15 protein-coding genes are annotated in these 24,386 nt (G+C 71.6%); 8 read left to right on the top strand and 7 right to left on the bottom strand.

The window, feature by feature from the left end; translation table 11 throughout:
* The 5 genes from HGA03_RS17515 to HGA03_RS17495 form a co-directional block, all read right to left on the bottom strand.
* Positions 1–5,581: invasin domain 3-containing protein (locus HGA03_RS17515; protein WP_168631579.1), on the bottom strand; the 5,581-nt coding region annotated here is incomplete at its 3' end.
* A 394-nt stretch (positions 5,582–5,975) separates the two neighbouring features.
* Positions 5,976–7,550: a methyl-accepting chemotaxis protein gene (locus tag HGA03_RS17510; RefSeq protein WP_168631578.1), complete on the bottom strand. Its 1,575-nt coding sequence runs from the start codon at positions 7,548–7,550 to the stop codon at positions 5,976–5,978.
* A 184-nt stretch (positions 7,551–7,734) separates the two neighbouring features.
* Positions 7,735–8,736 (bottom strand): sugar phosphate isomerase/epimerase family protein, encoded by a 1,002-nt coding sequence (locus tag HGA03_RS17505; RefSeq protein ID WP_168631577.1) that lies wholly within the window; start codon positions 8,734–8,736, stop codon positions 7,735–7,737.
* Positions 8,737–8,767: 31 nt separating this feature from the next.
* Positions 8,768–10,438 carry a GMC oxidoreductase gene (locus HGA03_RS17500; RefSeq protein WP_168631576.1) on the bottom strand — a complete coding sequence of 557 codons (1,671 nt, stop codon included), beginning with the start codon at positions 10,436–10,438 and terminating at the stop codon, positions 8,768–8,770.
* A gap of 108 nt (positions 10,439–10,546) precedes the next feature.
* Positions 10,547–11,656, bottom strand: a complete 1,110-nt coding sequence (locus tag HGA03_RS17495; RefSeq protein ID WP_168631575.1) for a Gfo/Idh/MocA family protein — start codon at positions 11,654–11,656, stop codon at positions 10,547–10,549.
* Between the two features lie 241 nt (positions 11,657–11,897).
* Here HGA03_RS17495 and HGA03_RS17490 point away from each other — a divergent pair, with 241 nt between their 5' ends.
* Entirely contained in the window at positions 11,898–13,052 is a 1,155-nt protein-coding gene (locus tag HGA03_RS17490) for an ROK family transcriptional regulator (protein WP_168631574.1), read from the top strand.
* Here HGA03_RS17490 and HGA03_RS17485 read toward each other — a convergent pair.
* Positions 12,955–13,995, bottom strand: coding sequence for an FUSC family protein (locus HGA03_RS17485; protein ID WP_168631573.1), 1,041 nt, complete (start codon positions 13,993–13,995; stop codon positions 12,955–12,957). The genes HGA03_RS17490 and HGA03_RS17485 overlap by 98 nt on opposite strands.
* Before the next feature lie 199 nt (positions 13,996–14,194).
* Here HGA03_RS17485 and HGA03_RS17480 point away from each other — a divergent pair, with 199 nt between their 5' ends.
* From HGA03_RS17480 to HGA03_RS17455, 6 genes are all read left to right on the top strand, one after another.
* A complete protein-coding gene (locus tag HGA03_RS17480; protein WP_168631572.1) occupies positions 14,195–15,406 on the top strand; it encodes an ROK family transcriptional regulator in 1,212 nt (403 codons plus the stop codon).
* A 210-nt stretch (positions 15,407–15,616) separates the two neighbouring features.
* On the top strand, positions 15,617–16,861 hold the full coding sequence (locus tag HGA03_RS17475; RefSeq protein ID WP_168631571.1) for an MFS transporter: 1,245 nt from the start codon (positions 15,617–15,619) through the stop codon (positions 16,859–16,861).
* Positions 16,862–16,897: 36 nt separating this feature from the next.
* Positions 16,898–17,374, top strand: coding sequence for a C-glycoside deglycosidase beta subunit domain-containing protein (locus HGA03_RS17470; protein WP_168631570.1), 477 nt, complete (start codon positions 16,898–16,900; stop codon positions 17,372–17,374).
* On the top strand, positions 17,371–18,495 hold the full coding sequence (locus HGA03_RS17465; protein ID WP_203767629.1) for a hypothetical protein: 1,125 nt from the start codon (positions 17,371–17,373) through the stop codon (positions 18,493–18,495). Before HGA03_RS17470 ends, HGA03_RS17465 begins: the two co-directional genes overlap by 4 nt.
* Before the next feature lie 130 nt (positions 18,496–18,625).
* Positions 18,626–19,951 (top strand): MFS transporter, encoded by a 1,326-nt coding sequence (locus HGA03_RS17460; protein ID WP_168631569.1) that lies wholly within the window; start codon positions 18,626–18,628, stop codon positions 19,949–19,951.
* Between the two features lie 101 nt (positions 19,952–20,052).
* Positions 20,053–21,264: a lactonase family protein gene (locus tag HGA03_RS17455; protein ID WP_168631568.1), complete on the top strand. Its 1,212-nt coding sequence runs from the start codon at positions 20,053–20,055 to the stop codon at positions 21,262–21,264.
* A 61-nt stretch (positions 21,265–21,325) separates the two neighbouring features.
* Here HGA03_RS17455 and dnaB read toward each other — a convergent pair whose 3' ends face one another.
* On the bottom strand, positions 21,326–22,699 hold the full coding sequence (gene dnaB / locus HGA03_RS17450) for a replicative DNA helicase (protein ID WP_203767631.1): 1,374 nt from the start codon (positions 22,697–22,699) through the stop codon (positions 21,326–21,328).
* Positions 22,700–22,979: 280 nt separating this feature from the next.
* On the opposite strand from dnaB, the gene HGA03_RS17445 reads away from it, so the two are divergent.
* On the top strand, positions 22,980–24,323 hold the full coding sequence (locus HGA03_RS17445) for an MATE family efflux transporter (RefSeq protein WP_210732630.1): 1,344 nt from the start codon (positions 22,980–22,982) through the stop codon (positions 24,321–24,323).
* Positions 24,324–24,386: the final 63 nt, after the last annotated feature.

Genomic DNA, 24,386 nt, shown 5'->3' with positions numbered 1-24,386 from the left:
TCCCGGCCGGGTCGGTCACCACCACCTCGGCGGTCTCACCCTCGGGCAGCGGGGTGGTCGGGGTGAACGTCCACTTCCCGCCACCCTCGTTCTCCCACTCGCCCTCGATCGGCTCCTCGGTCTCCTTGTCCCGGATCGACGGGGTCGCACCCTCCTCGACACCCTCGACCTCGACCACCTCACCCTTGGTCGGCGGCACCACGGCGGCGTCCGGCTTGGTGGTGTCCACCACCACCGGTGCGGCCTCCGACTCGTTCCCGGCCGGGTCGGTCACCACGGCCTCGGTCGAGTCCTGCTCGGTCAGCGGGACGTCCGGGGTGAACAGCCAGATGCCACCACCGGTGTTCTCCCACTCACCCGGGATCACCTGCTGGGTCGCGGTGTCCCGGATCGACGGGGTCGCACCCTCCTCGACCTCACGGACCTCGACCACCACACCTCTGGTCGGCGGCACCACCGGACGCGCCGGGTTCTTCGCGTCGACCACCACCGAGGCGGGGTCGGACTCGAAGCCGTGGCCGTCCACCGCGGTCACCACGACCTCGGTGCCGTGTGCCAGCCGCTCCACGGGGGTGAACACGAAGCCGCCCTCGGGGTCGACCGCCAGCGTGCCGGTCAGCGCGGTGCCGTCGGCATCGGTCAGCTGGGCCGTGGCGCCGGGATCGATCCGCCCGGTGACCTGCCAGCCGTTCGACGGGTCCAGCACCGGGGTCGACGGTGCGGCGACGAAGTCCACCGCCGCGGTCGGCACCCCGGCCACCCCGTCCACTACGAAGCCGACCTCGGCCCGGCCCGCGGTCAGCGAGCTGATGGTGGTGGTGTACCTGCCGTCGCCGAGGTCACGCACGGTGCCGACGGAGCCGACCGTGCTGGTCACCCGCACCTCGTGCGTGCCGACCACCGGGTCGCCGTTCACGTCGCGCAGGGTCACGACCACCGCACTGGTGGCCCGGCCGTCGGCCAGCACCGGGGTGGTGGCGGTCAGCCCGGACTCGGTGGCGGACACCTCACCGGGGGTGAACACCAGCTCGCGCTCGGTGCCGATCCGGTCGGCGCCCACCGCCGCGGACACCGGGTAGCTCCCGGCCCGGTCGGCGGTCAGGTGCACCACCACCCGGCCGGAGCCGTCGCTCAGGTACGGGCCCTGCTCGACGATCCGCAGCCCGTCGGCCAGGGTGAAGGCGACCTCGGCACCGGCGGCGACCGGGTTGCCCGTGGCGTCGTTCAGCTGCACGGTCGCGGTGAACCGGGCTCCGATCGGCTGCGCGGTGTCCGGGGTGATCGACCAGCTGGACCGGCCGGCATCCGGCGCACCGGCGGCGAAGACCACCGTGGCCGGGCTGCCCGCCGTGATCTGCTGGCCGGCCACCGTCGCGGTCACCTGGTGGCTGCCCGCCACCGTCGAGGCGACCAGCACCCGGTAGCGGCCGTTCGCGCCGGTCGATCCGGTCGCCGCGCCGTCCACCAGGATCAGCTCCCGCGGCAGCGCGAGGGCGACCTCGGCACCCGGCACCGGGTTGCGGTAGGCGTCCACCGCGAGGACCTCGATCCAGTGCGTGCGCTCGCCGTCGGCCTCGACCGCACCGGTGGAGGCGGACAGGGCGGAGCCGTTGTCGCCGACCACCGGGGCCCCGGCGATGAACTCCAGCGTCCGGGCCGCCCCGATCCGCTGGCCGCCGAGCTGCGCCGACACCTCGTACCGGCCGGCGACGGTGGAGGTCAGGTGCACGACCACCCGGCCGTCGTCGCCGGTCAGGTACGGCCCGGACTCGATCACCGACACCCCGGCGGGCACGCTGAACGTGACCTCCTCACCGGCGCCGACCGGGTTCCCGCTCGCGTCGTTGAGCTGCACGGTGGCGGTGAACTGCTCGCCGACCGGCAGTGCGCCATCCGGGGTGACCGACCAGTTGGACGCGGTCGCCGAGGCGGTGCCGGCCACGAAGGTCACGGTCGCCGGGCTGCCGTTCTGGATCGGCTGCCCGTCCACGGTGGCGGTCACCGGGTAGCTCCCGGCAGTGGTGCTGGTGACCAGCAGCCGCAGGGTCCCGGCCTCACCGGTCACCCCGGAGACGGAACCGGCCGCGGTCAGGCCCTGCGGCAGCGCGAAGGCGATCTGCGCACCGGGCACGGCATTGCCGAAGGAGTCCTTGGCCAGCACCTCCACCCAGTGCGAGGTCTGCCCGTCGGCCGGCCGGGTGCCGGTGGACGCGCCGATCTCGGTGCCACCGGGGGTGGTGACCGCGGCGCCGGGCACGAAGGTGAACCGCACCCCCGCGGCCGGCAGCACCGGCTGACCGCCCACCGAGGCGGTCACCAGGTAGGTGCCGGAGGTGGAGGTCGCCAGGTGCAGCCGGGCCACGCCGTCCGCGTCGGTGCTGACCGTCATGCTGCCGCCGAGACCGACCAGCGCCGGGTCGGAGACCGCGAAGTCGACCGGGTAGTCGGGCACCGGGTTGCCCTGGGCGTCCACCAGCGTCACCGCGGCGGTGTGCACGTGCTCGGCATCGCCCACCGAGACGGTCGCCGGGTCGGACACCCCGCGATCGCCGGTGGCTTCGGCCCGCAGGGCGGACGCGCCCTCGCTCAGGTCCGGGCCACCGGCGGCGTAGACCGCGGTCACCGTGCCCAGCTCCAGGCTCCCGGCGTAGCTGACCGTCACCGGCAGCGAGCCGGCCACCGTCGACCGCACCCGGGCGTTGTACACCCCGGGCTCGGCCTCGGTGAAGGCGTCCACCGTGACCCCGGCCGGGCCGGTGCCGGCGAGCGCGCCCTGCGCCCCGGTCACCGCATTGCCGTGGGCGTCGCGCAGCACGGCCGTGACCAGGTGGTACGCCTGGTTGTCGGCGGCACGCGGACTCTGGTCGTCGATGCTCACCGACGACAGCCCCTCACCCACCGCCGGCTCACCGGCGACGAAGGTCACGGTTCGCGGCGAGTCCGGCAGCGGCTGCACCCCGTCGGTGGCCGCCACGAAGGCCTGCACGGTGGCATCCATCGCCGTGGTGCTGCGCAGGGTCGCGGTGTAGGTCCCGTCGCCGTGGTCGGTCACCGGAGACAGCTCCACCCCCTCGGGCACCGTGAACGACACCTCGGCGCCCGAGTACGGCAGCCCTCGGCCGTCCCGGATCGTCGCGGTGGCGGTGGCCTCGGCGACCCCGTCGGCCACCACCCGGGTCGGCAGCACCTGCCAGGACGAGGCGGAGGCGTTCGGGCCGGTGGCGTAGCTGAACTCCACCGTGACGTCCGCACCCCGGGCCAGCGCCGAGCCGGGCACGGTGACCGCGCCGGTGCTCAGGTCCACGGTCGCGCCCTCGACGGTCGCACCGGTGAAGGTGTCCACCACCCGGGCGGAGGTCGGGGCCCACCGGGCCGGGACGGTGGTCGCGGTGACCGTCACGTCCTCGCCCAGCGCCGACAGCGCGTGCACCGAGTCGGCATAGGTCAGGGTGTCCGCCTCGGCCGGGCGGACCGTGGCGGAGGTGCTGGACGGTGCCGTGGTCGACACCGGGCCGGTCAGCTCGTAGCCGTAGTCGCCGTCCGCGACCTGGCCCTGGCTGGTCGCCGCGATCCGGATCACGCCCTGGGCCACGTGGACCTGGTAGTCCTCGACCTCGCCGCGCAGCACCCACGGGTTCGAGGCGGCCTCGGCCGACCCCTTCGCCGGTTGATAGGCCGAGGCGGTGTTGTCCGGATCCGCGAGGGCCTGATCGCTGACCGCCGCGCGCAGCCAGGTGGACGACAGGTCACCGGTGCTGTCCGGGACGGTCAGCGACACTGCGGCGTCCCCGGCACCCGCGTACGGATAGTGCGCCGCCGCGGTCCCCGCCGTGCCGGTCGCCGCGATCGCGCCGGTCCGGAAGTCGGTGGCCCCGTTCGTCCGGGCCAGCCAGGTCGAGACGGTCGCCTGCTCGGCGCCGCCGCCCTGCACCTGCCCGAGCAGGTCGTACTGCCCGCCGACCGCCAGCACGCCGTTCGCCAGCGATGCCGCGCCGTTCGGCCCGGCGATGCTCACCCCGTCGTCGGTGGCGTGGTCGTTCGCGGTCGACCCGTCGGCGTAGTCGCCCCGGGTCTCGCCCAACCGCAACCCGGTCCCGTCGTAGTCGTACAACCGCGGACCCTGCTGGGCGGCGGTGGAGGAGAACGGCGCGTCACCCCAGGAGGCGGTGGTCGTCGCGTGCACGCCGAAGTCGGCCGTGGTGACCTCGTTGGCGGTGCGCACCGTCGCGGTGGTCAGGATCGGCATCGCGTCCAGGTCCACCGTGCTGCCGAGCGCACCGAGCGCCGGGTCCGCCGCGGGTCCGGCCAACTGCCCGGAGCACGCGCCAGAGGTGTTGGTCAGATCCCCTCCGGCGCACCGGGCCGTGACACTGTTGCTCGGACCGCTGGAACCACCGGCCGCATGGGTCTGCACGGCGTTGACCCCGTTGACCTGCGGCTGGACCAGGCGGACGTGGTAGTCCGTCCCGATGGCGTTCAGGATGAAGGAGTAGTTGCCGGCGCCGTCGGTCTGGCGGGTGCCCAGCAGCGCGCCGTCCTCGTCGTACAGCGCCACGGTCTGGTCGGCCAGGCCGGTCTCACCGGCGTCGACCACCCCGTTGCCATTGGCGTCGTCGTAGACCACACCGTCCAGCACCGGGGCGGTCTGGGCGGCCGCCAGGTCCTGGGTCTGGGCCGGGTCGGTGAAGCTGCTGTCCTGGAGCCGCAGCGACAGCGGGTCGAACCGGTACTGCCGACTGGCCGTCTCGCCCTGCAGGTAGAGATTGCCGTTGTGGAAGGCCATCCCCCAGAACCCGTTGGTGTTCGTGAACGCGCTGCCGGTGCTGGTCTGCAGCTGGCCCACGACGTTGTAGCGCCACTCGGCCTTGTCCTCACCCGGCACCACCCGCACCAGGTACTGCCGGTCGCTCGCCCCTCGGACCAGGATGTAGAAGTTCCCCTCGGCGTCGATCGCCATGTCCGACGCGACATAGCCATTGTTGCCACAGGGGTCGGTCGTGCCGAAGATGTCGTCCGCACCCGTGTTCGGCACCAACGTCGCCGACCCACGGGTGGTCCCCGTCGACGGGTCATAGATCGCCACCCGGAACGAACGGTTGATACCGGCACACTCACCCGACGACAGATACAGTTCGCCGGTCTTCTGGTAGACCTCGCCGCCGGACCAGTAGTCGTAGGAGGTGCTCAGGCCCGAGGACACGCTCGGCAGCGGCACGAAGTGCGCTTTGCCGGTCGTCTGGCCGTCGTCGTAGGAAGCGATCGGGATGTAGCTCGTGGCGGAGGACGTCGGAGAGCCGGACGGCCAACTCGAGGTCGTGCGGCTCGCGTTCCAGCTCCAGGCGTACAACCGCGGCGTGCGCTCGCCATTGAGGCCGCCACCGTCGACCGCCAGGGTCGACATCGGCTCACCCGACAGCATCCGGGCACCCACGGTCATCACCGGGGCGCGGCGCGAGCCACTGACCACGCCCTGCGCCGAGTTCTCCGTCAGCGGGTAGGTGTAGGAGAAGTCCGCCCGCCCGCCCCACAGCTTGTATTCGTCATACTCGAACGGAGACGGCAGGACCTGGTTGTTGGCCATGTCCAGGATCGGAGTCGTCGTCTCCGCCGTCACGGGTGCAGCCGTGATCAGCGCACCACCAAGCAAGGTTCCGGTTCCCAGGACGACGGCGGTGCCCGCGGCGACCAGTCGCCCGAACGGTCCCCTGCCCCGAGTACCCCTGGCACGTCCACCGTTGGACTCGAGCATCTGGCCCTCACTTCACGGTGCACGAACCGCGACCCCACGTCTGCAGCCCGGGGCGGAGATCGCCCAGGGCATGGTGAGGGCCGGCTGTGAGCAGCACGGGGCCGCCGCTGAGCATCGAGGGCGCACGGGGCGGGAACTGCGGGGACGCGTGACCGGCCGCGCGCCGGGTACCGGGACGCACGAGGGTGCGGAGCGCGCGCCGGCGAGCACGCCACCTCGCTGAGGGTCAGTAGCGGAACTGAGACACCAACAGATGCAGCTCGTCCGCCGTGGCGGCGAGCCCGTCGGCAGCCTCGCGCGCGGTGCTGACCGACTCCGTGGTCCGGTGCGTCGCGGCCGAGACGTCCCCGATCGATGCCGCGATCCCGTCGGCGCCGCCGGCGGCCCGGGACAGGGTGCCGCTCATCTCGTGCGTCGTCGCCGCCTGCTGTTCGACCGCCGAGGTGATGGTCAGCTGGATGCCGTTGATGCGCTCGATGATCGAGGAGATCTCGCCGATCGCGGACACGGCCCCCGACGTGTCGGTCTGGATGGACTGCACCCGGCCTGCGATGTCCTCCGTGGCCTTCGCGGTCTCCTGCGCGAGCTCCTTGACTTCGCCGGCGACGACCGCGAACCCCTTGCCGAACTCGCCTGCCCGGGCCGCCTCGATCGTCGCGTTGAGCGCCAGGAGGTTCGTCTGCTCGGCGATGGAGGTGATGACCTTGACCACCGTCGCGATCTCCGAGGACGAGTCGCCGAGCCGGGAGACGATCGTGTTGGTCGCAACCGCCATGTCCACGGCCTGCGCCGCGACCTGGGCCGCCTCATGGGTCGAGGACCTGATCGCGCTGATCGCCGCGCCGACCTGCGCCGATCCCGCTGAGACGGTCTGCAGGTCGTGGGACATGCCTGAGGAGGCGGCCGCCACGGATCCGGCCTGGGCGGAGGTGGCAAGGGCCGCCTCGTCCAGGGTCTTGGACACCAGCGTCAGCTCGGTGGCGGCGTGCTGCAGCGTGGTCGCGGTGCCGGCGACCTGCACCACGACGTCGCGCAGGCGCCCCACGCCCGCGTCCAGCGCGGCCGCCATGCGCCCGACCTCGTCGCGGGTGGTCACGCCGGATGAACGGGTGAGATCACCCTCCGCCAGCCCCTCGGCCAGCCGCGTGACCTGGGTGACGGTCCGGCGCACGCGGCGGGCCACCCACTCGCCGATCAGCAGGCTCAAGGCGGCACCGGCCACCAGCAGCGCCGCGATGAGGACGGTCCGCTGCACGGCGAGGTCGGAGCCGCGGTCCAGGGTCTCGGCAAGCCGCTGGGCGGAGATGTCCTCGAGCGCGGCGCGGTCGGACGCCACCGCGTCGCCGAGCGCCTGGTACTCCTTCGAGGACTCCGCGAGCTCCTCGGCGCTGTCACCCGACCGGTCGACGCTGACGAACTCGACGTACGCCTGCCAGTCGGCGGCCGTCTTGGCGACGAGCTCGCGTCCTTCCGCGTCGGCGGCGAGCTCCGTCTGCAGGACCTGCAGCGCGTCGTCGACCGCGGCCCGGTCCGCTTCCAGATTGGTCGTCAGTGCGTCCTCGAGCGCCGGGTAGAGCGCGAGCGCGTTCTGGTCCTTGTTGAACGCCTCGACGTTCTCGGCGAGCGACCCCGCGGCCTGCATGACGGTGAAGTTCGAACGCTGCGCCTCTGCCGAGTCGGCGTTGAGCTGGCGCACCGCGCCGATACCGGCGAGTCCGACGACGACCCCGGTCGCCGTGGACGCCAGGACCGCGGCCGCGACCTTCGTCCGCAGCGACCGGTTCTCGAACCAGCTGCCCATCACGCGCTCCGCTCTCCCTCAACGACTCTGTCGTCCAGAACCTTCGGCTCGACGGAGGCGCAGGTGAGGTGGCCGGGCGTCACACGATCGCCGGACCGTTCGAAACCCGAAGGGTCCGGGCCCGGGTCAGGTCCGCCGGCCTCGACCCCGATCGTCAGACCCTCGGCGTCGTGCCCCTGGCCGCCTACCGGTTCGAGAACGCCGAGTCGAACGCCGCGCTCGGCGGAGTGTGCAGGTGGGCGCGCACGAAGGCCAGCGCCTGCGGGGCGCCGGTCAGGCGGTCCATGCCGGCGTCCTCCCACTCCACCGAGACGGGGCCGTCGTAGCCGATCGTGCCGATCGTGCGGAAGACAGCCTCCCAGTCGGTGTCGCCCCGGCCCGCGGACACGAAGTCCCAGCCGCGGCGCGGGTCGCCCCACGGCAGGTGCGAGCCGAGCGGGGCATTGCGGCCGTTGAACCGGCGCTTGGAGTCCTTGGCGTGCACGTGCAGGATGTGCGGCGCGAAGTCGACCAGGAAGCCGGCGGCGTCGATCTGCTGCCAGTTCATGTGGCTCGGGTCGAAGTTGATCCCGAACACCTCCGGCCGGCCGATCGCGTCGAGGGTGAGCCGGGTGGTCCAGTAGTCGTACGCGATCTCGGAGGGGTGCACCTCGAGCGCGAACTTCACGCCGTTCTCCTGGAACACGTCGAGGATCGGGGTGAACCGCTCGACGAAGTCGCGGTAGCCGTCGGCAACCATCTCCTCGGTGGCCGGCGGGAACATGGCGACGTACTTCCAGATCTTCGAACCGGTGAACCCGGTGACGACCTTCGCGCCCAGCCGGCGGGCAGCGATCGCCGTCACCTTCAGCTCCTCGGCTGCCCGTTGCCGGACGCCCTCGGGGTCGCCGTCGCCCCAGGTCTGCTCGGACAGGATGCCGCGGTGCCGCTCGTCGATCGGGTCGTCGCACACGGCCTGCCCGGTCAGGTGGTTGCTGATCGCGTACACCTGCAGGCCGTACTTCTCGAGCGTGGCCTTCTTCGCGGCGAGGTAGTCGTCGTCCTCGGCGGCGGCGAACACGTCGAGGTGATCGCCGGAGCAGGCGATCTCCAGGCCGTCGAAGCCCCATTCCGAGGCCAGGCGGCAGACCTCCTCGAACGGCAGGTCGGCCCACTGGCCGGTGAACAGGGTGATCATGCGACTCATGCGAAAGCTCCCGGAGAGGTGAGGAGAGGCGTCACAGCTCGCCCGCGGCGTGCTGGGTGGCGATGTACTCGCAGGCCCGTGCGGTCATCGCCATGATGGTGAGCGTCGGGCCGACGCCACCGTTGGAGACGTAGGCGCTGGCGTCGGTGACGAACAGGTTCGGCACGTCCCAGGACTGGTTGTGCTCGTTGAGGACGGACGTGGCCGGGTCCGAGCCCATGCGGGCACCGCCGCACTCGTGGATCGCGGCACCCATCGCGACGCTCTTCTTGAACGCCGCGCGGAAGATCGCCCGGCTGAACGGATCGGCGTCCGGCCAGACCTTCGGGCTGTCCAGCCCGAGCGCGGACCCGGCGAAGTTGACCCGGTAGCCGCTCGCCTCGGCCATGGCGCGCAGTCCGGCGACCTGGTCACGCATCAGCGCGCGCTCGTTGTCCGTGACCGTCAGGCCGATCTTCGGGATCGGGACACCCCAGGCATCCTTGCGCCAGTGGTGCAGGGAGATGGTGTTGCCGTACGCCGGCAGCATCTCGCCGAACGCCATCAGGCCGACGACGCCCGGCTTGCCGTCCGGGACCGGCTGACGCCCGACCGTGCCCTGCACGGTCCAGCCGCGGGCGAACCCTCGGCCCTCATCGCCGTGCAGGTTCCGGAACCGCGGGACGTACACCCCGCCGGCGGGCGCGTAGTAGGTGTCGGCGGGGGCGACGTCCACGTCCTCCGACCCGGGGAAGTCCGGTGCGTCGCCGAACAGCAGGCTCGGGGTCTGGTCCATGAAGTAGTGCCCGAGCGTGCCCGAGGAGTTGCCGAGCCCGTCCGGGTGCCCGGGGCCGGCGGAGTTCAGCAGCAGCCGGACGGACTCGATCGCCGAGGCGCACAGCACGACCACGTCGGCGTAGACGCGGTGCTGCTGCTTGGTCAGCCGGTCGACGAACAGCGCGCCGTCGGCGCGTCCGGTCCGGCGGTTCATCGTGACCTGCTGCACGACGGCGTCGGTGCGGGTCGTCAGGCGTCCGGTCTCGCGTGCGGCCACGATGCCCAGCGGCACCCGGTGCGGGTTGGGGGCGGCGTAGCGCCACGGCACGACGTGCCGGTCGGGCCACTGATGCTCGACGGTCTTCTTGAAGACCTGCTCGGCCTGGGTGAGGTTCGAGGGGCCGCGGTAGTGACCGTCGGGGAGGTGGTCCAGGTGCTCGGTGGTGCCATAGACCCCGAGGAACTCCTCGACCTGGTCGTAGTACGGGGCGAGGTCGGCGTAGGAGATCGGCCAGTCCTCGCCGTGCCCGTCGTGGGAGGCTGCCTTGAACTCGTGGTCGGAGGACCGCAGCAGCACCCGGCCGTAGGAGTGCAGGCGCCCGCCGAGCTGACGCCCCCGGATCCACAGGAAGTCCTGGCCGAGCTTCGTGGAGTACGGGAGCTTGAGGTCGTTGACGAGGAACGGGCTGGTCTGCGCCTTGAACATGGCGCGACGGGCCTGGACGTACTGACCGCGCAGACCTGCCTGGAGGCGGCCGCCGAGGTCGATGCTCATGGAGCGCGGCTCGGTGGGCGGCGGCGGCACGAAGTCGGCCTCGGTGATGTCGCGTCCGGCCTCCAGCAGCAGGACGTCCAGGCCGCGTTCGGTCAGTTCCTTGACGGCGATGCTGCCCGCCGCGCCGGACCCGATGACCAGCGCGTCGTACCGCTTGTCGAGGTTTGCCATGGTGGTCTCCGTTGACGTGGACACCACCGGCGTCGCGGAGGTGTCAGGGGTCGAGCCGGGAACCGGGTCCCGGGGCGGTCGGCGCCCCGGGACCCGGCGTGCAGAGCCTCAGCTCTGGTTGAAGTACACCGGCTGCCCGGTGCGGGCGGAGGTGTAGATCGCGTCCATCACCTCGGTGACGACGACGGCCTGCTCCGGGGTGACGAGGGGCTCGGTGTCGTTGATGATCGCGTCGAGCCACTGCGACGCCTCCATCGCGGCCATCGCCTCCATGCCGCTCATCGCCTTGCGGCCGGGGCCGAAGTACGTCGCGCCGGCCTCCGGGCGGGTCAGGACCTGCCGACCGCCCTGGATGTTGTTGAGCGTGACCGCGTAGTCGCTGCGGTCCTGAACGATGTCGGCACCGCCCTCGGTGCCGCTGAGCGTCGTGCACGCCTCGCGGGAGTCCTGGACGTTCAGCGCCCAGGACGCCTCGACGAACATCGATGCACCGTTCGTGAACCGCACGAAGCCGAACGCGGAGTCCTCCACGTCGTAGGTCTCGGGGTTCCAGGGGCCGCCCATGTTGCCCTCGGGCTTGTCGCCGAGCTTGTAGTTCACGACGCCGGTGACCGACTCGAGCTCGTAGTTGTCCATGAGCCACAGGGTCAGGTCGATCGCGTGTCCGCCGAGGTCGATCAGCGGGCCGCCGCCCTGCTTCTCCTTGTCGGTGAACACGCCCCAGGTCGGCACACCGCGACGACGCACCGCGTGCGCCTTCGTCGCGTAGATCTCGCCGAGGCGGCCCTCGTCGACGACGGCCTTGAGGAACTGCACGTCCTGGCGGAACCGGTACTGGAAGCCGACCGACAGTTTCTTGCCGGTGCGGCGGGCGGCCTCGGCCATCTCGCGGGCGTCCTTGCCGGTGACGGCCATCGGCTTCTCGCACATGACGTGCTTGCCGGCCTCGAGCGCGGCGACCGTGATCTCCCGGTGCGTGGTGTTCCACGAGCACACGTGGATGACGTCGATCGACTCGTCCGCCAGCAGGTCGCGGTAGTCGGTGGTCACGTACGCGTCGGCGGATCCGAACTCGTCCCGGGCGGCCTGCGCCTTGGACTCCTCGAGGTCGCAGAACGCGACGACCTCGGCCTTGTCGGCCTGGGTCGCCAGACCGGGCAGGTGCTTGTTGGTGCCGATGTACCCGAGGCCGACGATGCCGACGCGGAGCTTGGCCATGAGCCACTCCCTTGTGGTGGTGAACGGATGGGCGCCGCCGGAGCCACATCCGGCGAGTGCCGATGACGGTAATGTCGGGTCTCGACGTAATGCAACGAGCACGAGCCCGGATCCGCCGAGATCCGAATGGTGTGGGCATGCGGCGGTCGTAGGATCTGGCGACGATCGACGTAAATCGACGTGGACCGACAGGAGGGGAGGTGACCTGATGGATGCGATGCCGAGCTCCGACATCCTGAGCGTGCTGCGCGACGGGCGGCCGCGGACCAAGACCGAGATCGCCGAGCTCACCGGACGAGTGCGCTCGACGGTGTCCCTGCGGCTGGCCGAGTTGATCGAGGACGGGCTCGTGACCGAGCTGCCCGCGAGCGGCGGCCTGGGTCGCGGCCGCCCCTCGGCGCGGTTCGCGATGGCGACGCAGTCCCGCGTCATCGGCGCCGTCGAGCTGGGCGCCCGGCACGCGCTCGTCGCCATGACCGACTTGACCGGGGTGGTGCTGCGGCAGGAGCGGCTGAGGCTGGATGTGCGCCGTGGTCCTGTCGAGGTCCTGGACCTCATCGTGCGCGCGCTCGGTGACCAGCTGGACGCGATCGGTCGTCCGGCGGGCTCCGTGGTCGGCATCGGCCTGGGCGTCCCCGGGCCGGTCGACCCCCGTACCAGCACGTTGACCGCCCCGCCCCTGATGCCCGGGTGGGATTCCTACGACATCGCCGGCCATCTTCGGTCCACGTTCCCGGTGCCCGTCATCGTGGACAACGACGTCAATGTGATGGCGGTGGGCGAATGGGTCACGCGCTGGCCGGACGAGCAGGACCTGCTGGTCGTGAAGGTCGCCACCGGCATCGGCGCGGGTGTGATCGCCGCCGGCCGGCTCGTGCAAGGGGCCAGGGGCGCAGGCGGCGACATCGGGCACATCCCGGTCGAGGCCGCTGGGGAGCGGCCGTGCGGGTGCGCGCAGGTGGGGTGCCTGGAGACGTTCGCGTCCGGGCGCGGCATCGCGATGACGCTGCGTGAGCAGGGCGTCGACGTCACGGAGGCCGTCGAGGTCGTGGCGCTGGTGCACGAGGGCGACCCCGCCGCGATGCGGGCGGCGCGCGACGCCGGGGGCGAGATCGGCCGCGTGCTGTCGGTGCTGGTCGCCGGGCTCAACCCGGCTGCCATCGTGCTCGGCGGGGACGTCGCCGAGGCCGGCCAGCCGCTGCTCGCCGGTGTGCGCGAGGCGATCTACGCCCGCGCCCAGCCGATCGCGACGAACGCGGTCGAGATCGTGATCAGCGCCGACCCCGAAGGGAGCACCATCACAGGCGCGGCCCGTCTGGTGCAGAACTACCTGTTCGGTCTGCCCGAGCGGCCGGTCGTGTACTACCAGGCGGCGGACCAGCGGCGCCGCGCCTGAGCGCGGCGAGCTCGAGCGGCCGGACGGCCACGAGCACCGCCAGGGCGACCGCGGCACCGAGCACCGTCTCCACCACCCGGTCCGAGACGAGGCGATCCACGCTCGCGGTGCCTCCGCCCAGGCGGGTGAGGATCAGGGCCATCGGCGTGATGGCGATGACCGCGATCCCGTAGTGCCGCGCGACGAACAGCTCGGTGAGCACCTGCAGCACCGCCACGGCGCCGACCAGGAACCACGGCGAGGGATCGCCCGCCAGCAGTGCGTACGCCAGCAGCACCCCGACGAGCGTGCCGCCGACGCGCAGCGTGGCGCGGCTCGCGCGAGCCGCCAGGGTCGAGCCGGCCAGCGGCACGGTGGCGGTGACCGCAGCCCAGTACGGGTGACCGAGTCCGGCCACGAGGGCGACCGAGCCGGCGAGCAGCGGACCGAGCGCGTGCGTCAGGAGGTCGAACCTGCCGGTCAGCTGGGAGAGGTGCGCCCGCAGCGAGACTCGCGCCGGCGCCGGCTGGCGCGGGCGTCGTGACGTCGGCAACCACCGGCCCACCTGACCGAGCCCGAGGGCGAACGTCGCCGCCCCGGCAGGCAGCAGCAGCGCCAGGACGAGGTCGCCGACGGCGTGCGGGAACGATGACAGGGTCCCGACCGCGAACACCAGGAACAGCGAGGGCACGGGAAGCCACCCCCGGGTCCGTGCGAGGACGCTGCCGATCGCCGAGAACGCGGCCATCGCGGCAACCGTGAGGAAGGAGCCGGCTCCGGAGATGCCGACACCGGTGCCCGCGAGGACGGCCGCGGTGAGAGCGAGCCCCATCCCGGCCTGTGCCCGGAGGCGCGGCCCGTAGTCGAGCTGCTTGCCATAGGCCGAGTTGATGGCTCCGAACACCGCGTACGGGGCCCAATCCAGGCGCCCCAGCGCGACGCACACCGCCAGCGGGATCGACACGCTGAGGCCCACCCGCACGGCCGGCCAGTGGGCGTGCGCGTGCGGGCCGAACGCCAGGACCTCACGGCCCCACGAGTGCCCGAAACGACGCCATCGCGCGACTGGTCGACCGCTCGAAGGGCTCATGGGGCCGGTATCCTACGAAAGGCGAACGTTCGCGGCAATCGCGGACCCGCTCCGTTCAGGGAGGATCGCACCCGTGACGACTCGACCGGCCGCCCCCGCACCCGCCGCCTCCACGCAGCGCCGGACCTCGTCCTCGCGCTCGGCGAACGTCGCACGGGTGCTCGACAGTCTCCGAGCCGAGGGGCCGACGTCCCAGGCCACCCTCGCCCGCCGCACCGGGCTGGCGCCGGCGACCGTCAACTCGATCGTCAAGGCGCTGCGCGAGGACGGCCGTGCCGAGATCAGGCCGGTCAACGGGCGCGAGGCGCATGTCGCGCTGGTGTCCTCGACCACCACGCTCGTGGCCGCGGAAGTCATGCACGACGCCGTGCGAGCGAGCGCCTACGCGTTCACCCAGGGACACAGGTTCGACGTGCTCGTACCCGGCAGCCGGCCCGAGGCGGTCACCGAGGCCGCGCGTGCGGTCGCCGACGCGAGCGGCACGCCTCTGGACCAGGTCGGGGGCGTCGCCGTCGCGGTCCAGGCGCCCATCGAGCGGTCGAGCGGCGCCGTCGCCGGGTGGGTCACCGACCGTCTGCCCGAGTGGCGCGGCGTGCCGCTGCGCGCGACCTTCGAGCGCGCCCTCGGTGTCGAGGTGCTCGTCGACAACAACGTGAACTTCGCCGCACTCGCCGAGTGGAGCTGGGGCGTGGGTCGCGGGGTGGACGACTTCCTGTACGTGCACGCCGGGCAGGGGGTGGGGGGCGGCCTGGTGATCGACGGCTCGATCTACCACGGCGGCAGCGGCATGGCCGGCGTGCTGGGGCACATCGTGCTCGAGCCGTCCGGCGAGGTCTGCTACTGCGGGAGCCGAGGGTGCCTGACCACGCTGGTCTCCGAGGCGGCCATCCTGGCGCAGCTGCACGCGTCGCACGCGTCCCGCGACTCGCTGCGCAGCGTGATCGCCGGCGCCCGGGACGGGGACCCCGCGTGTCAGCGGGTGGTGGGCGAGGCGGGGCGTCACCTGGGGCGCGCGCTCGCCAACGCGGCCAAGGTCGTCGCCCCGAGCGTGATTGCGATCGGCGGCAGCCTGGGCACCGCCGGGCGCCTGCTGTTCGAGCCCCTCGCCTCGACCATGGCCGTCAACAACCTGCGCCTGGTCGCGCCGGCCACCCGGTTCCGCCCCGCTCACCTGCACCAGCGCCCCGCCATGCTCGGCGGCGTCGCGGCGTTGCTGGCCGAGGCGGGACAGGGCCTGAGCGACCTGCCCGCCTGGGCGTCGGAGAGCGCCGCGCCTTCCGCCTGAGGCACAACCGTTCGTAAGTCAAAGGGTTCCGGCAGAGCGTCCTTGCTGGTGTTCCGATCATTCGCCTAGGTTGAGCGCACTTCCCTCCCGATCCTTCGGATCCCAAACGGTTTGAGGAGCTCAACGATGAGCGGACACGCGACGACGCCGTCCCACGCGTCTCCCACGACCACTGGTACCACCTTCGATCACCCGGCCCCGGCGCGGGCCATGGGCATCCGCCTCGTGGCGATGATGCTGCTCGAGTTCGTCGTCTTCGGTTCGTGGTTCGCGACCTTCGGGCTCGTCCTGGCCAGCAACGGACTGCCCACGATCATCGGCACCGCCTACACCCTCGCCGCCGTCGCCGCGATCGTCTCCCCGATGTTCCTCGGGGCCCTCGGTGACCGGTTCTTCTCCTCGCACCGGGTGCTCGGGGCCGCCCACCTGCTCGGTGGCGCACTGATGTTCCTGCTGCCTGGGGTCGTGACGTCCGGCAACGGCACCCTGGTGCTCGCGCTGATCTTCGGCTACATGCTCCTGTTCCAGCCGACGCTGGGCCTGGCCAACTCGATCGCGTTCCGCCACCTCGGCGCGAACGGCCGGCTGTTCCCGTACATCCGGGTCTTCGGCACCCTCGGGTGGGCCGCCGCCGGACTGCTCGTCGGGGCCCTCGGTCTGTCGGCCTCGCCGAACCTGTTCCTCGTCACCGCGATCGCCAGCCTCGTGCTCGGCGTCTACGCGTTCACGCTCCCGGCGACGCCGCCGCCGGCGAAGGGTGCGAAGTTCTCGCTGGGCGACGTCATCGGCGCCCAGGCGCTGAAGCTGTTCCGGCACCGCAACTTCGTCGTGTTCTTCGTCTGCGTGCTGCTGACCGCGGTCTCCCTGGGCGTGTACAACTCGTTCGCCGCGACCTACCTCGGCGCCCTCGGGATCGAGAACGTCGCCGGCGTGCTGGCCCTCGGCCAGCTCTCCGAGGTCGTGTTCATCCTGACCATCCCGTGGGTCATCAAGCACCTGGGCACCAAGTGGGCGCTGTTCGGCGGCATGGTCATGTGGGGCGTGCGGTTCGCGCTGTTCGCCCTGGCCGCGGCCAACGGCGGCGCCTGGATCGCCGTGGTCGCCATCTGCCTGCACGGCATCTGCAACGACTTCTTCCTGGTCGTCGGCGCGATGTACATCGACCAGGTCGCCCCGCTGGAGATCCAGTCCCAGGCGCAGAACCTGCTCATCCTCGCCGTCTCCGGCATCGGCGCCTTCATCGGCTCCTTCGTCTCCGGCGAGGTCTACGGCCGGGCGATCGCGCCGCACGAGGCCACGCTCGGCGCCGCCGCGTGGACGCCGCTGTGGTGGATCCCGATCGGCGCCGCGGTCCTCACCGCGATCCTCTGGATCGGCTTCTTCCGCTACGACCGCCACGTCGGCGTCGAGCGGTGGAGCGCGGACGTGCCGGCGCCCGCACTCGCCGCCTCCTGACCCCCGAAACAGCACCACCGAAGAAAGGACGACACCGTGTTCGACAGGTTCCTTGTCCGCGCGGACAGCCTGCGCAACGAGCGGGTCGGCGACCAGATCATCGGGTTCACCCTGGCGGTCAAGCACGCGAACTACCGCGGCTGCTACCTCTCCCTGCACAACGGCTACTTCCTGGAGATCGACGGGGTCGAGTACCCCGTCGAGGCCCAGACCTTCGAGATCAACGGCAAGCCGCCCCGCACGTTCGCCGAGCTCACGACCCGGGTCTGGGAGCACTGGGACTACCCGGACGAGGCCATCCTGCACGTCGCCGCGCCCGGCGGGCTCACCCCGGGCGACCACACCATCCGGTTCCAGCAGTCCGTCCTCGCGGCCTACGGGTACCAGCCCACCGACGAGGAGTGGGTGGCGAACCCGCCGAAGCCGGGCACCGGTGCCGGGTCGGACAAGACGCCCTACATCGTCACGTACACCCTGCCGCTGCAGGACGAGAAGGAGGTGGTGCGCCGATGACCATCAAGCGTGGCGTGTCGCTCTACAGCTACCAGCAGGCCCAGTTCCTCGAGGAGCTGACCCTCGAGGACGAGATCCGGGAGGTCGGCACCAACCTCGAGGGCGCCACCGGCATCGAGATCGTCGACGAGATGTCCCTGCGCTACCCGGACCCCGGCGAGGAGTTCGTCTCCCGCTGGTTCTCCTGGATGGACACCTACGGCACGACCCCCGTGACCATGGACGTCTGCATGGACGTCCTGCAGTTCCGCGACCATGTCATGACGTACGAGGAGTGCGCCGAGCGGCTGCGTCACGACCTGCGCCTGGCCAAGCGCCTCGGGTTCTCGAACGTGCGCGTCCTGTCGATCGTGCCGTTCGAGATCATGAAGATGGTCCTGCCGCTGGCCGAGGAGCTCGACATCCGACTCGGCAAGGAGATCCACCAGCCGATGCCGCTCGAGGGCGGCCAGGTCACCGAGATCGTCGAGTACGCGCAGAAGGCCGGCACCCGCCACCTGGGCATCGTCCCGGACTTCGGCATCTTCCAGTTCGCGCCCTCCGAGGTGCAGCTGGCGCTGTTCGAGCGGCGCGGCGCCCAGCCCGAGGCGACCAAGGCAGCCTCGGAGCTCTCCGAGCTGCTGCGCGCCGGCGACGCCGGGTTCGGCTACGTCGATCTGTCCTACGCCACCGCCGGGAACTTGCGCGCCGACTTCGGTCGCTTCCTGACCACCGGGGAGCGCACCCCCGAGTTCGCCGACGCGTTCGAGGGCATCAAGCGGTTCGCCGACGAGCGGGTCCCCGACCCGCAGCGCGTCGACTACACCACCGTCGCCGAGGCGCTGATGTTCTCCAACACGTCCGCCCAGACCCTCGGCGAGCTCGCCGACTTCGTGGTGAACATCCACGGCAAGTTCAACCACATGTCGGAGATCCCCGGACGACCCGGCGAGTACCACGACGCGACCATCGACTACGAGGCCCCGATCGCCGCGCTCAAGGCCGCCGGCTGGGACGGCTGGATCAACACCGAGTACGAGGGCCAGCGCTACCACCAGGACCAGGAGCGCGAGCTGCTCATGGACGAGGTCGACCAGGTCCGCCGCCACCACGAGATGCTGCGCCGGCTCATCGGCGCCTGACCTCGCAGGCGACCCGCCGCGCGCACCCGGGCCGGGTGCGCGCGGCACCCGGGCCGCACCCGCGTCGGCCACGCCGGCTGCCCCAGCACCCGCGCCCACCATCGGGCGAGAGCACCATGGAGCGACCTCAATGACGAGCACCCCCGAGCCGACCGCCACGACCCTCAGCACCGAGGTAGTCGACGACGCCACGGCCCCGAGCACGCCCCCGACCGGCCGCGCCGTCCCGTTCCGGCTGATCCTGATGATGTTCCTGCAGTTCTTCGTCCCGGGGACGTTCACCGCGACGCTCGGCCTGATCCTCATCACGTACGACCTGCCGACCATCGTCGGCACGACCTACGCCCTGACCGCGATCGCCGCGATCATGTCGCCGATGGCCTTCGGCGCCGTCGGCGACCGTCTGATGTCCGCCCAGAAGGTGCTCGGCCTCGCGCACATCGTCGGCGGCGCGGTCATGATCTTCATCCCGCAGGCCATCGGTGCCGGCAACGGCGCGCTCGTCCTGGGGCTGATCTTCGCGTACAAGATCTTCTACCAGCCGACCGTCGGGCTCTCGAACTCGATCGCGCTGCGCCACCTCGGCGCCAACCAGCGGATGTTCCCGTACGTGCGGGTGTTCGGGACGCTCGGCTGGGTCGCCGCCGGGCTCACCGTGGGCTGGCTCGGGCTGTCCGCGTCCGTCGACGCGCTCACCCTGACCATCGTCGGCAGCTTCGCGCTCGGCCTGTACGCGTTCACGCTGCCGTCCACCCCGCCCGGCGCCAAGGGCGCACGGTTCACGATCAGCGACATCGTGGGCTCCAAGGCGTTCGTCCTCCTGCGTGACCCGAGCTTCCGGGTCTTCATGATCTGCGCGCTGATGACCTCGATCTCACTGGGGACCTACAACTCCTACGCCTCGCCCTTCCTCGCCGCGCTCGGCATCGAGAACGTCGCCGGCGTCCTGGCGATCGGGCAGGCGTCCGAGGTGTTGTTCATCGTCGTCATCCCGGTGCTGCTCAAGAAGCTCGGCATGAAGTGGGTCCTGCTCACCGGCATGGCGATGTGGGGCGTGCGGTTCGTGCTCTTCGCCCTCGCCGCGGAGAACGGCAACTGGCTGGCCATCAGCGCGATCGCCCTGCACGGCATCTGCAGCGACTTCTTCGTCATCGTCGGTGCCATGTACATCGACCGGGTCGCGCCGGTCGCGCTCGCCTCGCAGGCCCAGAGCATGCTGATCCTAGTCATCCAGGGCTTCGGCGCCTCGATCGGCTCCATCGTGGCCGGGTTCGTCTACAACTCCGTGGTCAGCACCAACGCCGACGCCACCGCCTCCGACTGGCTGCCGATGTGGATCCTGCCGATCGTCGCCGCGGTCGCCACCACGGTCCTGTGGGCCACCAGGTTCCGCGCGCCGCGCGACGATGACTCCAGCCGGATCGTCGTACCCGTCAAGGACCCGGCGCGCGTGTAGCCGCCGAGCGCACCACCGCACCGCCAGGGCGGGCAGGTGGAGCGGCCTCAGCCGTCCGCCATCTGCCCGCCCCGAGTTCGCATCTGAAGAAAGGACGGGGCATGAGCACCCCGACTCACCAGCCGCTCGTCGCGTTCGTCGGCTCCTACACCGGCGACACCACGGCCGGTGGCATCACGGTCCTGAGCATCGAACGTGACGGCGCCACCCTGCGCCTGACCCCGACCAGCCACGTCGGCAAGCCGACCGAGGCCGGCTACCTGATCCACGATCCCGAGCGGGGCACGCTGTACGCCGTCGACGAGCGCAAGACCGACGGCCGCGGCCCCGCGGGTGCACCGGCTGCGGTGCACGCCTTCGCGGTCGACCCGACCGACGGGCATCTCACCGTCCTGAACACCGTGGTGACGCCCGGGCCGTTCCCCACCTACCTCGCGCTCGACGGGGCGCGCGGGCTGCTCGTCAGCGCCAACCACGGCGGGTTCGACCACGTCGAGAAGGTCACGCGCACCGCGGACGGCACGTGGGTCGCGGGCTATGACTACGACGACTCGACCGTCGTGGTCTACCGGCTCGGACCCGACGGCTCCCTCGCCGGGATCACCGACGTGCAGGTCATGGCCGGGCACGGGCTGGACCCCAACAACTCCCTGCAGGCCGGCGGTCACGCCCAGTCCGCGCCCCACGCGCACAGCGCCGTCATCGACCCCAGCGGCGCGTTCCTGCTCGTCGGGGACAAGGGGACGGACCGCATCCGGGTCTACCGGCTCGGTGACTCCCTGGAGCTGGTGCACGAGCTGCACACCGGCGACGAGACCGCGCCGCGGCACCTGGCCTTCGACCCCACCACCGCACTGCTGTACGCCACGTACGAGCTGTCCTCCGAGCTGGCCGTCCTCGAGTTCGACCAGGCCACCGGCGTGCTGCGGGAGCTCACGAAGAGCTCGACCGTGGCCGGTCCGGTGGGCCGGACCAACGAGCCTGCCGACGTCCGCGTCCACCCCGCAGGTGGCCTGGTGTACGTGAACAACCGCGGCGAGGACTCTCTCGCGTGGTTCCGTCACGACGGTGACGTCCTTCGCCGCCTCGGGGCGGTCGAGCTCGCAGCCTCGATCCACCCGGGGCTCGCCGCGCGGAGCTTCGCGTTCGACCCGACCGGGACCTTCCTGCTGCTGGCCGACCGTCCGGCCGGGCTCGTGCGCGCGTACGCCGTCGATCCCGGGACCGGGGCGCTGCACCCGGCGGGTCAGGTCGAGGTCCCCGAGGCGGCGTTCGTCACCGTGATCCAGCTGCCGGGCCAGGCGAGGCGATAGCCGGAGCAGCGAGCACCACCCGTCGACTCCCGAACTCGGCGAACGGCGGCAGGACGGACCGTCAGGCCTGCATGTCCACGAACCGCGAGTAGTGCCCCTGGAACGCCACCGTGATGGTGTCCGTCGGGCCGTTACGGTGCTTGGCGACGATCAGGTCGGCCTCGCCGGCCCGGGGCGACTCGCGCTCGTAGGCGTCCTCGCGGTGCAGCAGGATCACCATGTCGGCGTCCTGCTCGATCGACCCGGACTCACGCAGGTCGCTCATCTGCGGCTTCTTGTCGCCACGCTGTTCGGGGCCACGGTTCAGCTGCGAGAGAGCGATCACCGGCACCTCGAGCTCCTTGGCCAGCAGCTTGAGGGCACGGGAGAACTCGGAGACCTCCTGCTGGCGGGACTCGACGCGCTTGCCGGAGCTCATCAGCTGCAGGTAGTCGATCATCACCAGCTTGAGGTCGTGCTTCTGCTTGAGCCGCCGGCACTTGGCGCGGATCTCCATCAGCGACATGTTCGGGGAGTCGTCGATGAACAGCGGGGCCTCGGAGATCCGGCCCATGGTGCTGGCCAGCTTCTGCCAGTCCTCGTCACCCATCTGCCCGGTGCGCATCTTCTGCAGGGCGATCCGGGCCTCGGCGGACAGCAGTCGCATGGTGATCTCGTTGCGGCTCATCTCCAGGGAGAACACCACCGAGGTCATGTTGTGCTTGATCGAAGCGGCTCGGATCATGTCGATGCCGAGCGTCGACTTACCAATAGCGGGCCGCGCGGCGATGATGATCATCTGCCCGGGGTGCAGCCCGTTGGTCAGGCGGTCGAAGTCGGCGAAGCCGGTGGGGACGCCGGTCATCCCGTCGCCGCGGTGCCCGGCGGCCTCGATCTCGTCCACGGTGCCGCCCAGGACCTCGCCGAGGCGGTGGTAGTCCTCGGTGGTGCGGCGCTCGGAGACGGCGTAGATCTCGGCCTGGGCGTTGTTGACCAGCTCGTCGACGTCGCCGCCGTCGGTGGCGTAGCCGATCTGGACGATCTTGGTGCCGGCCTCGACCAGGCGGCGCAGGACGGCCCGCTCGCGCACGATCCGGGCGTAGTACCCGGCGTTGGCGGCGGTGGGCACCATGCTGATCAGGGTGTGCAGGTAGGAGACGCCGCCGATCCGGCCGATCTCGCCGCGCTTGGTCAGCTCGTCGGCGATGGTGACGGCGTCGGCGGGCTCGCCGCGGCCGTACAGGTCGATGATCGCGTCGTAGATCGCCTCGTGCGCGGGCTTGTAGAAGTCGGCGCCGCGGACCTGCTCGACCACGTCGGCGATGGCGTCCTTGGAGATCATCATGCCGCCGAGCACGGACTGTTCGGCGTTGAGGTCCTGCGGCGGGGTGCGGTCGTACGCCCCACCGCGGCCGGGGTCGGCCGGGGCCGAGTACTCGAGCTCCTCGATCGACACTGTGGTCCTCTCCCCCGCCTCGCGCGTGCTGCCAGGGCACCAGTTGTACCCGGGGCCGCCCACACTCCCGCCGGCGCCTTCGCGAGGTTAGGTGCCTGCGGCCAGGCCCGGCAAACGAGTCGTCCACAGGGCCTGGGGACGACGATGTGGAAGGCTGTGGACGGCCCTCCTACAGTTGTCCACAGGCCGTGGACACAGCTGTGGAGAACGGTGGACGACGGCCGCGGGTCGCCCGTTCTGACCGGCGACAACGCCGTACACCGATGTGGACACCAGAAAGTTGACCGCGATTTCACCCTTTGGACGCCCCACGTCCACCGTCGACCGGCAGATCCTCGGTCTGGCGGTGCCCGCCCTCGGCGCTCTGATCGCCGAACCGCTGTTCGTCCTGATCGACTCGGCCATCGTCGGGCGGCTGGGGACCACCGAGCTGGCCGGGCTGTCGCTCGCCTCGACGCTGCTGGTCACGGTGGTCGGGCTGTGCGTGTTCCTGGCCTATGCGACCACGGCGGTGGTGGCCCGCAAGCTCGGCGCCGGCGACCGGGCCGGAGCGTTGCAGACCGGGGTGGACGGGCTGTGGCTGGCGGCCGGGCTCGGGGTGGTGTTGGCCGCGTTGGCGCTGGTCACGGCGCCGTGGGCGGTGGCCGCGCTCGGGGCGAGCGGGGAGGTGGCGACCCAGGCGGAGCACTACCTGCGGGCGTCGGCCCCCGGGCTGCCCGGCATGTTGCTGGTGCTCGCCGCCACCGGTGCGCTGCGCGGACTGCAGGACACCCGGACGCCGCTGGTGGTGGCCGGGGCGGGTGCGGCGGTGAATGCGCTGCTGAACGTGGTGCTGGTCTACGGGGCCGGGCTGGGGATCGCCGGGTCCGGCCTGGGGACCGCGCTGACCCAGCTGGCGATGGGCGCGGTGCTGGTGGTCGTGGTGGTCCGCGGGGCACGGCGCGCCGGGGCCTCGCTGCGACCGGCGCCGGGCGGGATCCTGGCCGGGGTGCGTACCGGCATCCCGCTGCTGGTCCGGACGGTGTCGCTGCGGGCGGCGATCCTGGTGACGGTGTGGGTGGCCACCGGGCTCGGGCCGGTCGCGCTGGCGGCGCACCAGGTGGTCAACTCGCTGTGGGGCTTCGCCGCCTTCGCGCTGGACGCGCTGGCGATCGCCGCGCAGGCGCTGATCGGGCACGCGCTGGGCTCCGGCGACCTGGCCCGGGTCCGGGCACTGCTACGCCGCACGCTGACCTGGGGTGTCGGGGCGGGGGTGGTGCTGGGCGTGGTGCTCGGGGCCGGCGGCTGGTGGTTGTCCGCGCTGTTCAGCACCGACCACGACGTGCGGCACGCGATCACGGTGGCGCTGGTGGTGGTCGCGGTGCTGATGCCGATGGCCGGCTGGGTGTTCGTGCTGGACGGGGTGCTGATCGGTGCCGGGGACGGGCGGTATCTGGCCTGGGCCGGGCTGGTCACGTTGGCGGCCTACCTGCCGTGTGCGCTGGCGGTGCACGCCTGGGCGCCGGAGGGCTGGGCGGGGCTGGCCTGGCTGTGGGGGGCGTTCGCCGGGGTGTTCATGCTGGCCCGGGCGGTGACCACCGGCCTGCGGGCCCGCGGCGGCGCCTGGATGGTGACCGGCACCTGAGCGCGCCGGCGCCCCGAACTGACCACGACCCTCCCTCGGGCCTGGCTTCCGCATCGAGGGTGC

This window comes from Cellulomonas denverensis (assembly GCF_012396125.1).
Lineage (GTDB): Bacteria > Actinomycetota > Actinomycetes > Actinomycetales > Cellulomonadaceae > Cellulomonas > Cellulomonas denverensis.
The sequence above is the reverse complement of the archived record's forward strand: the minus strand, read 5'-3'. Positions and strand labels throughout refer to the sequence as shown.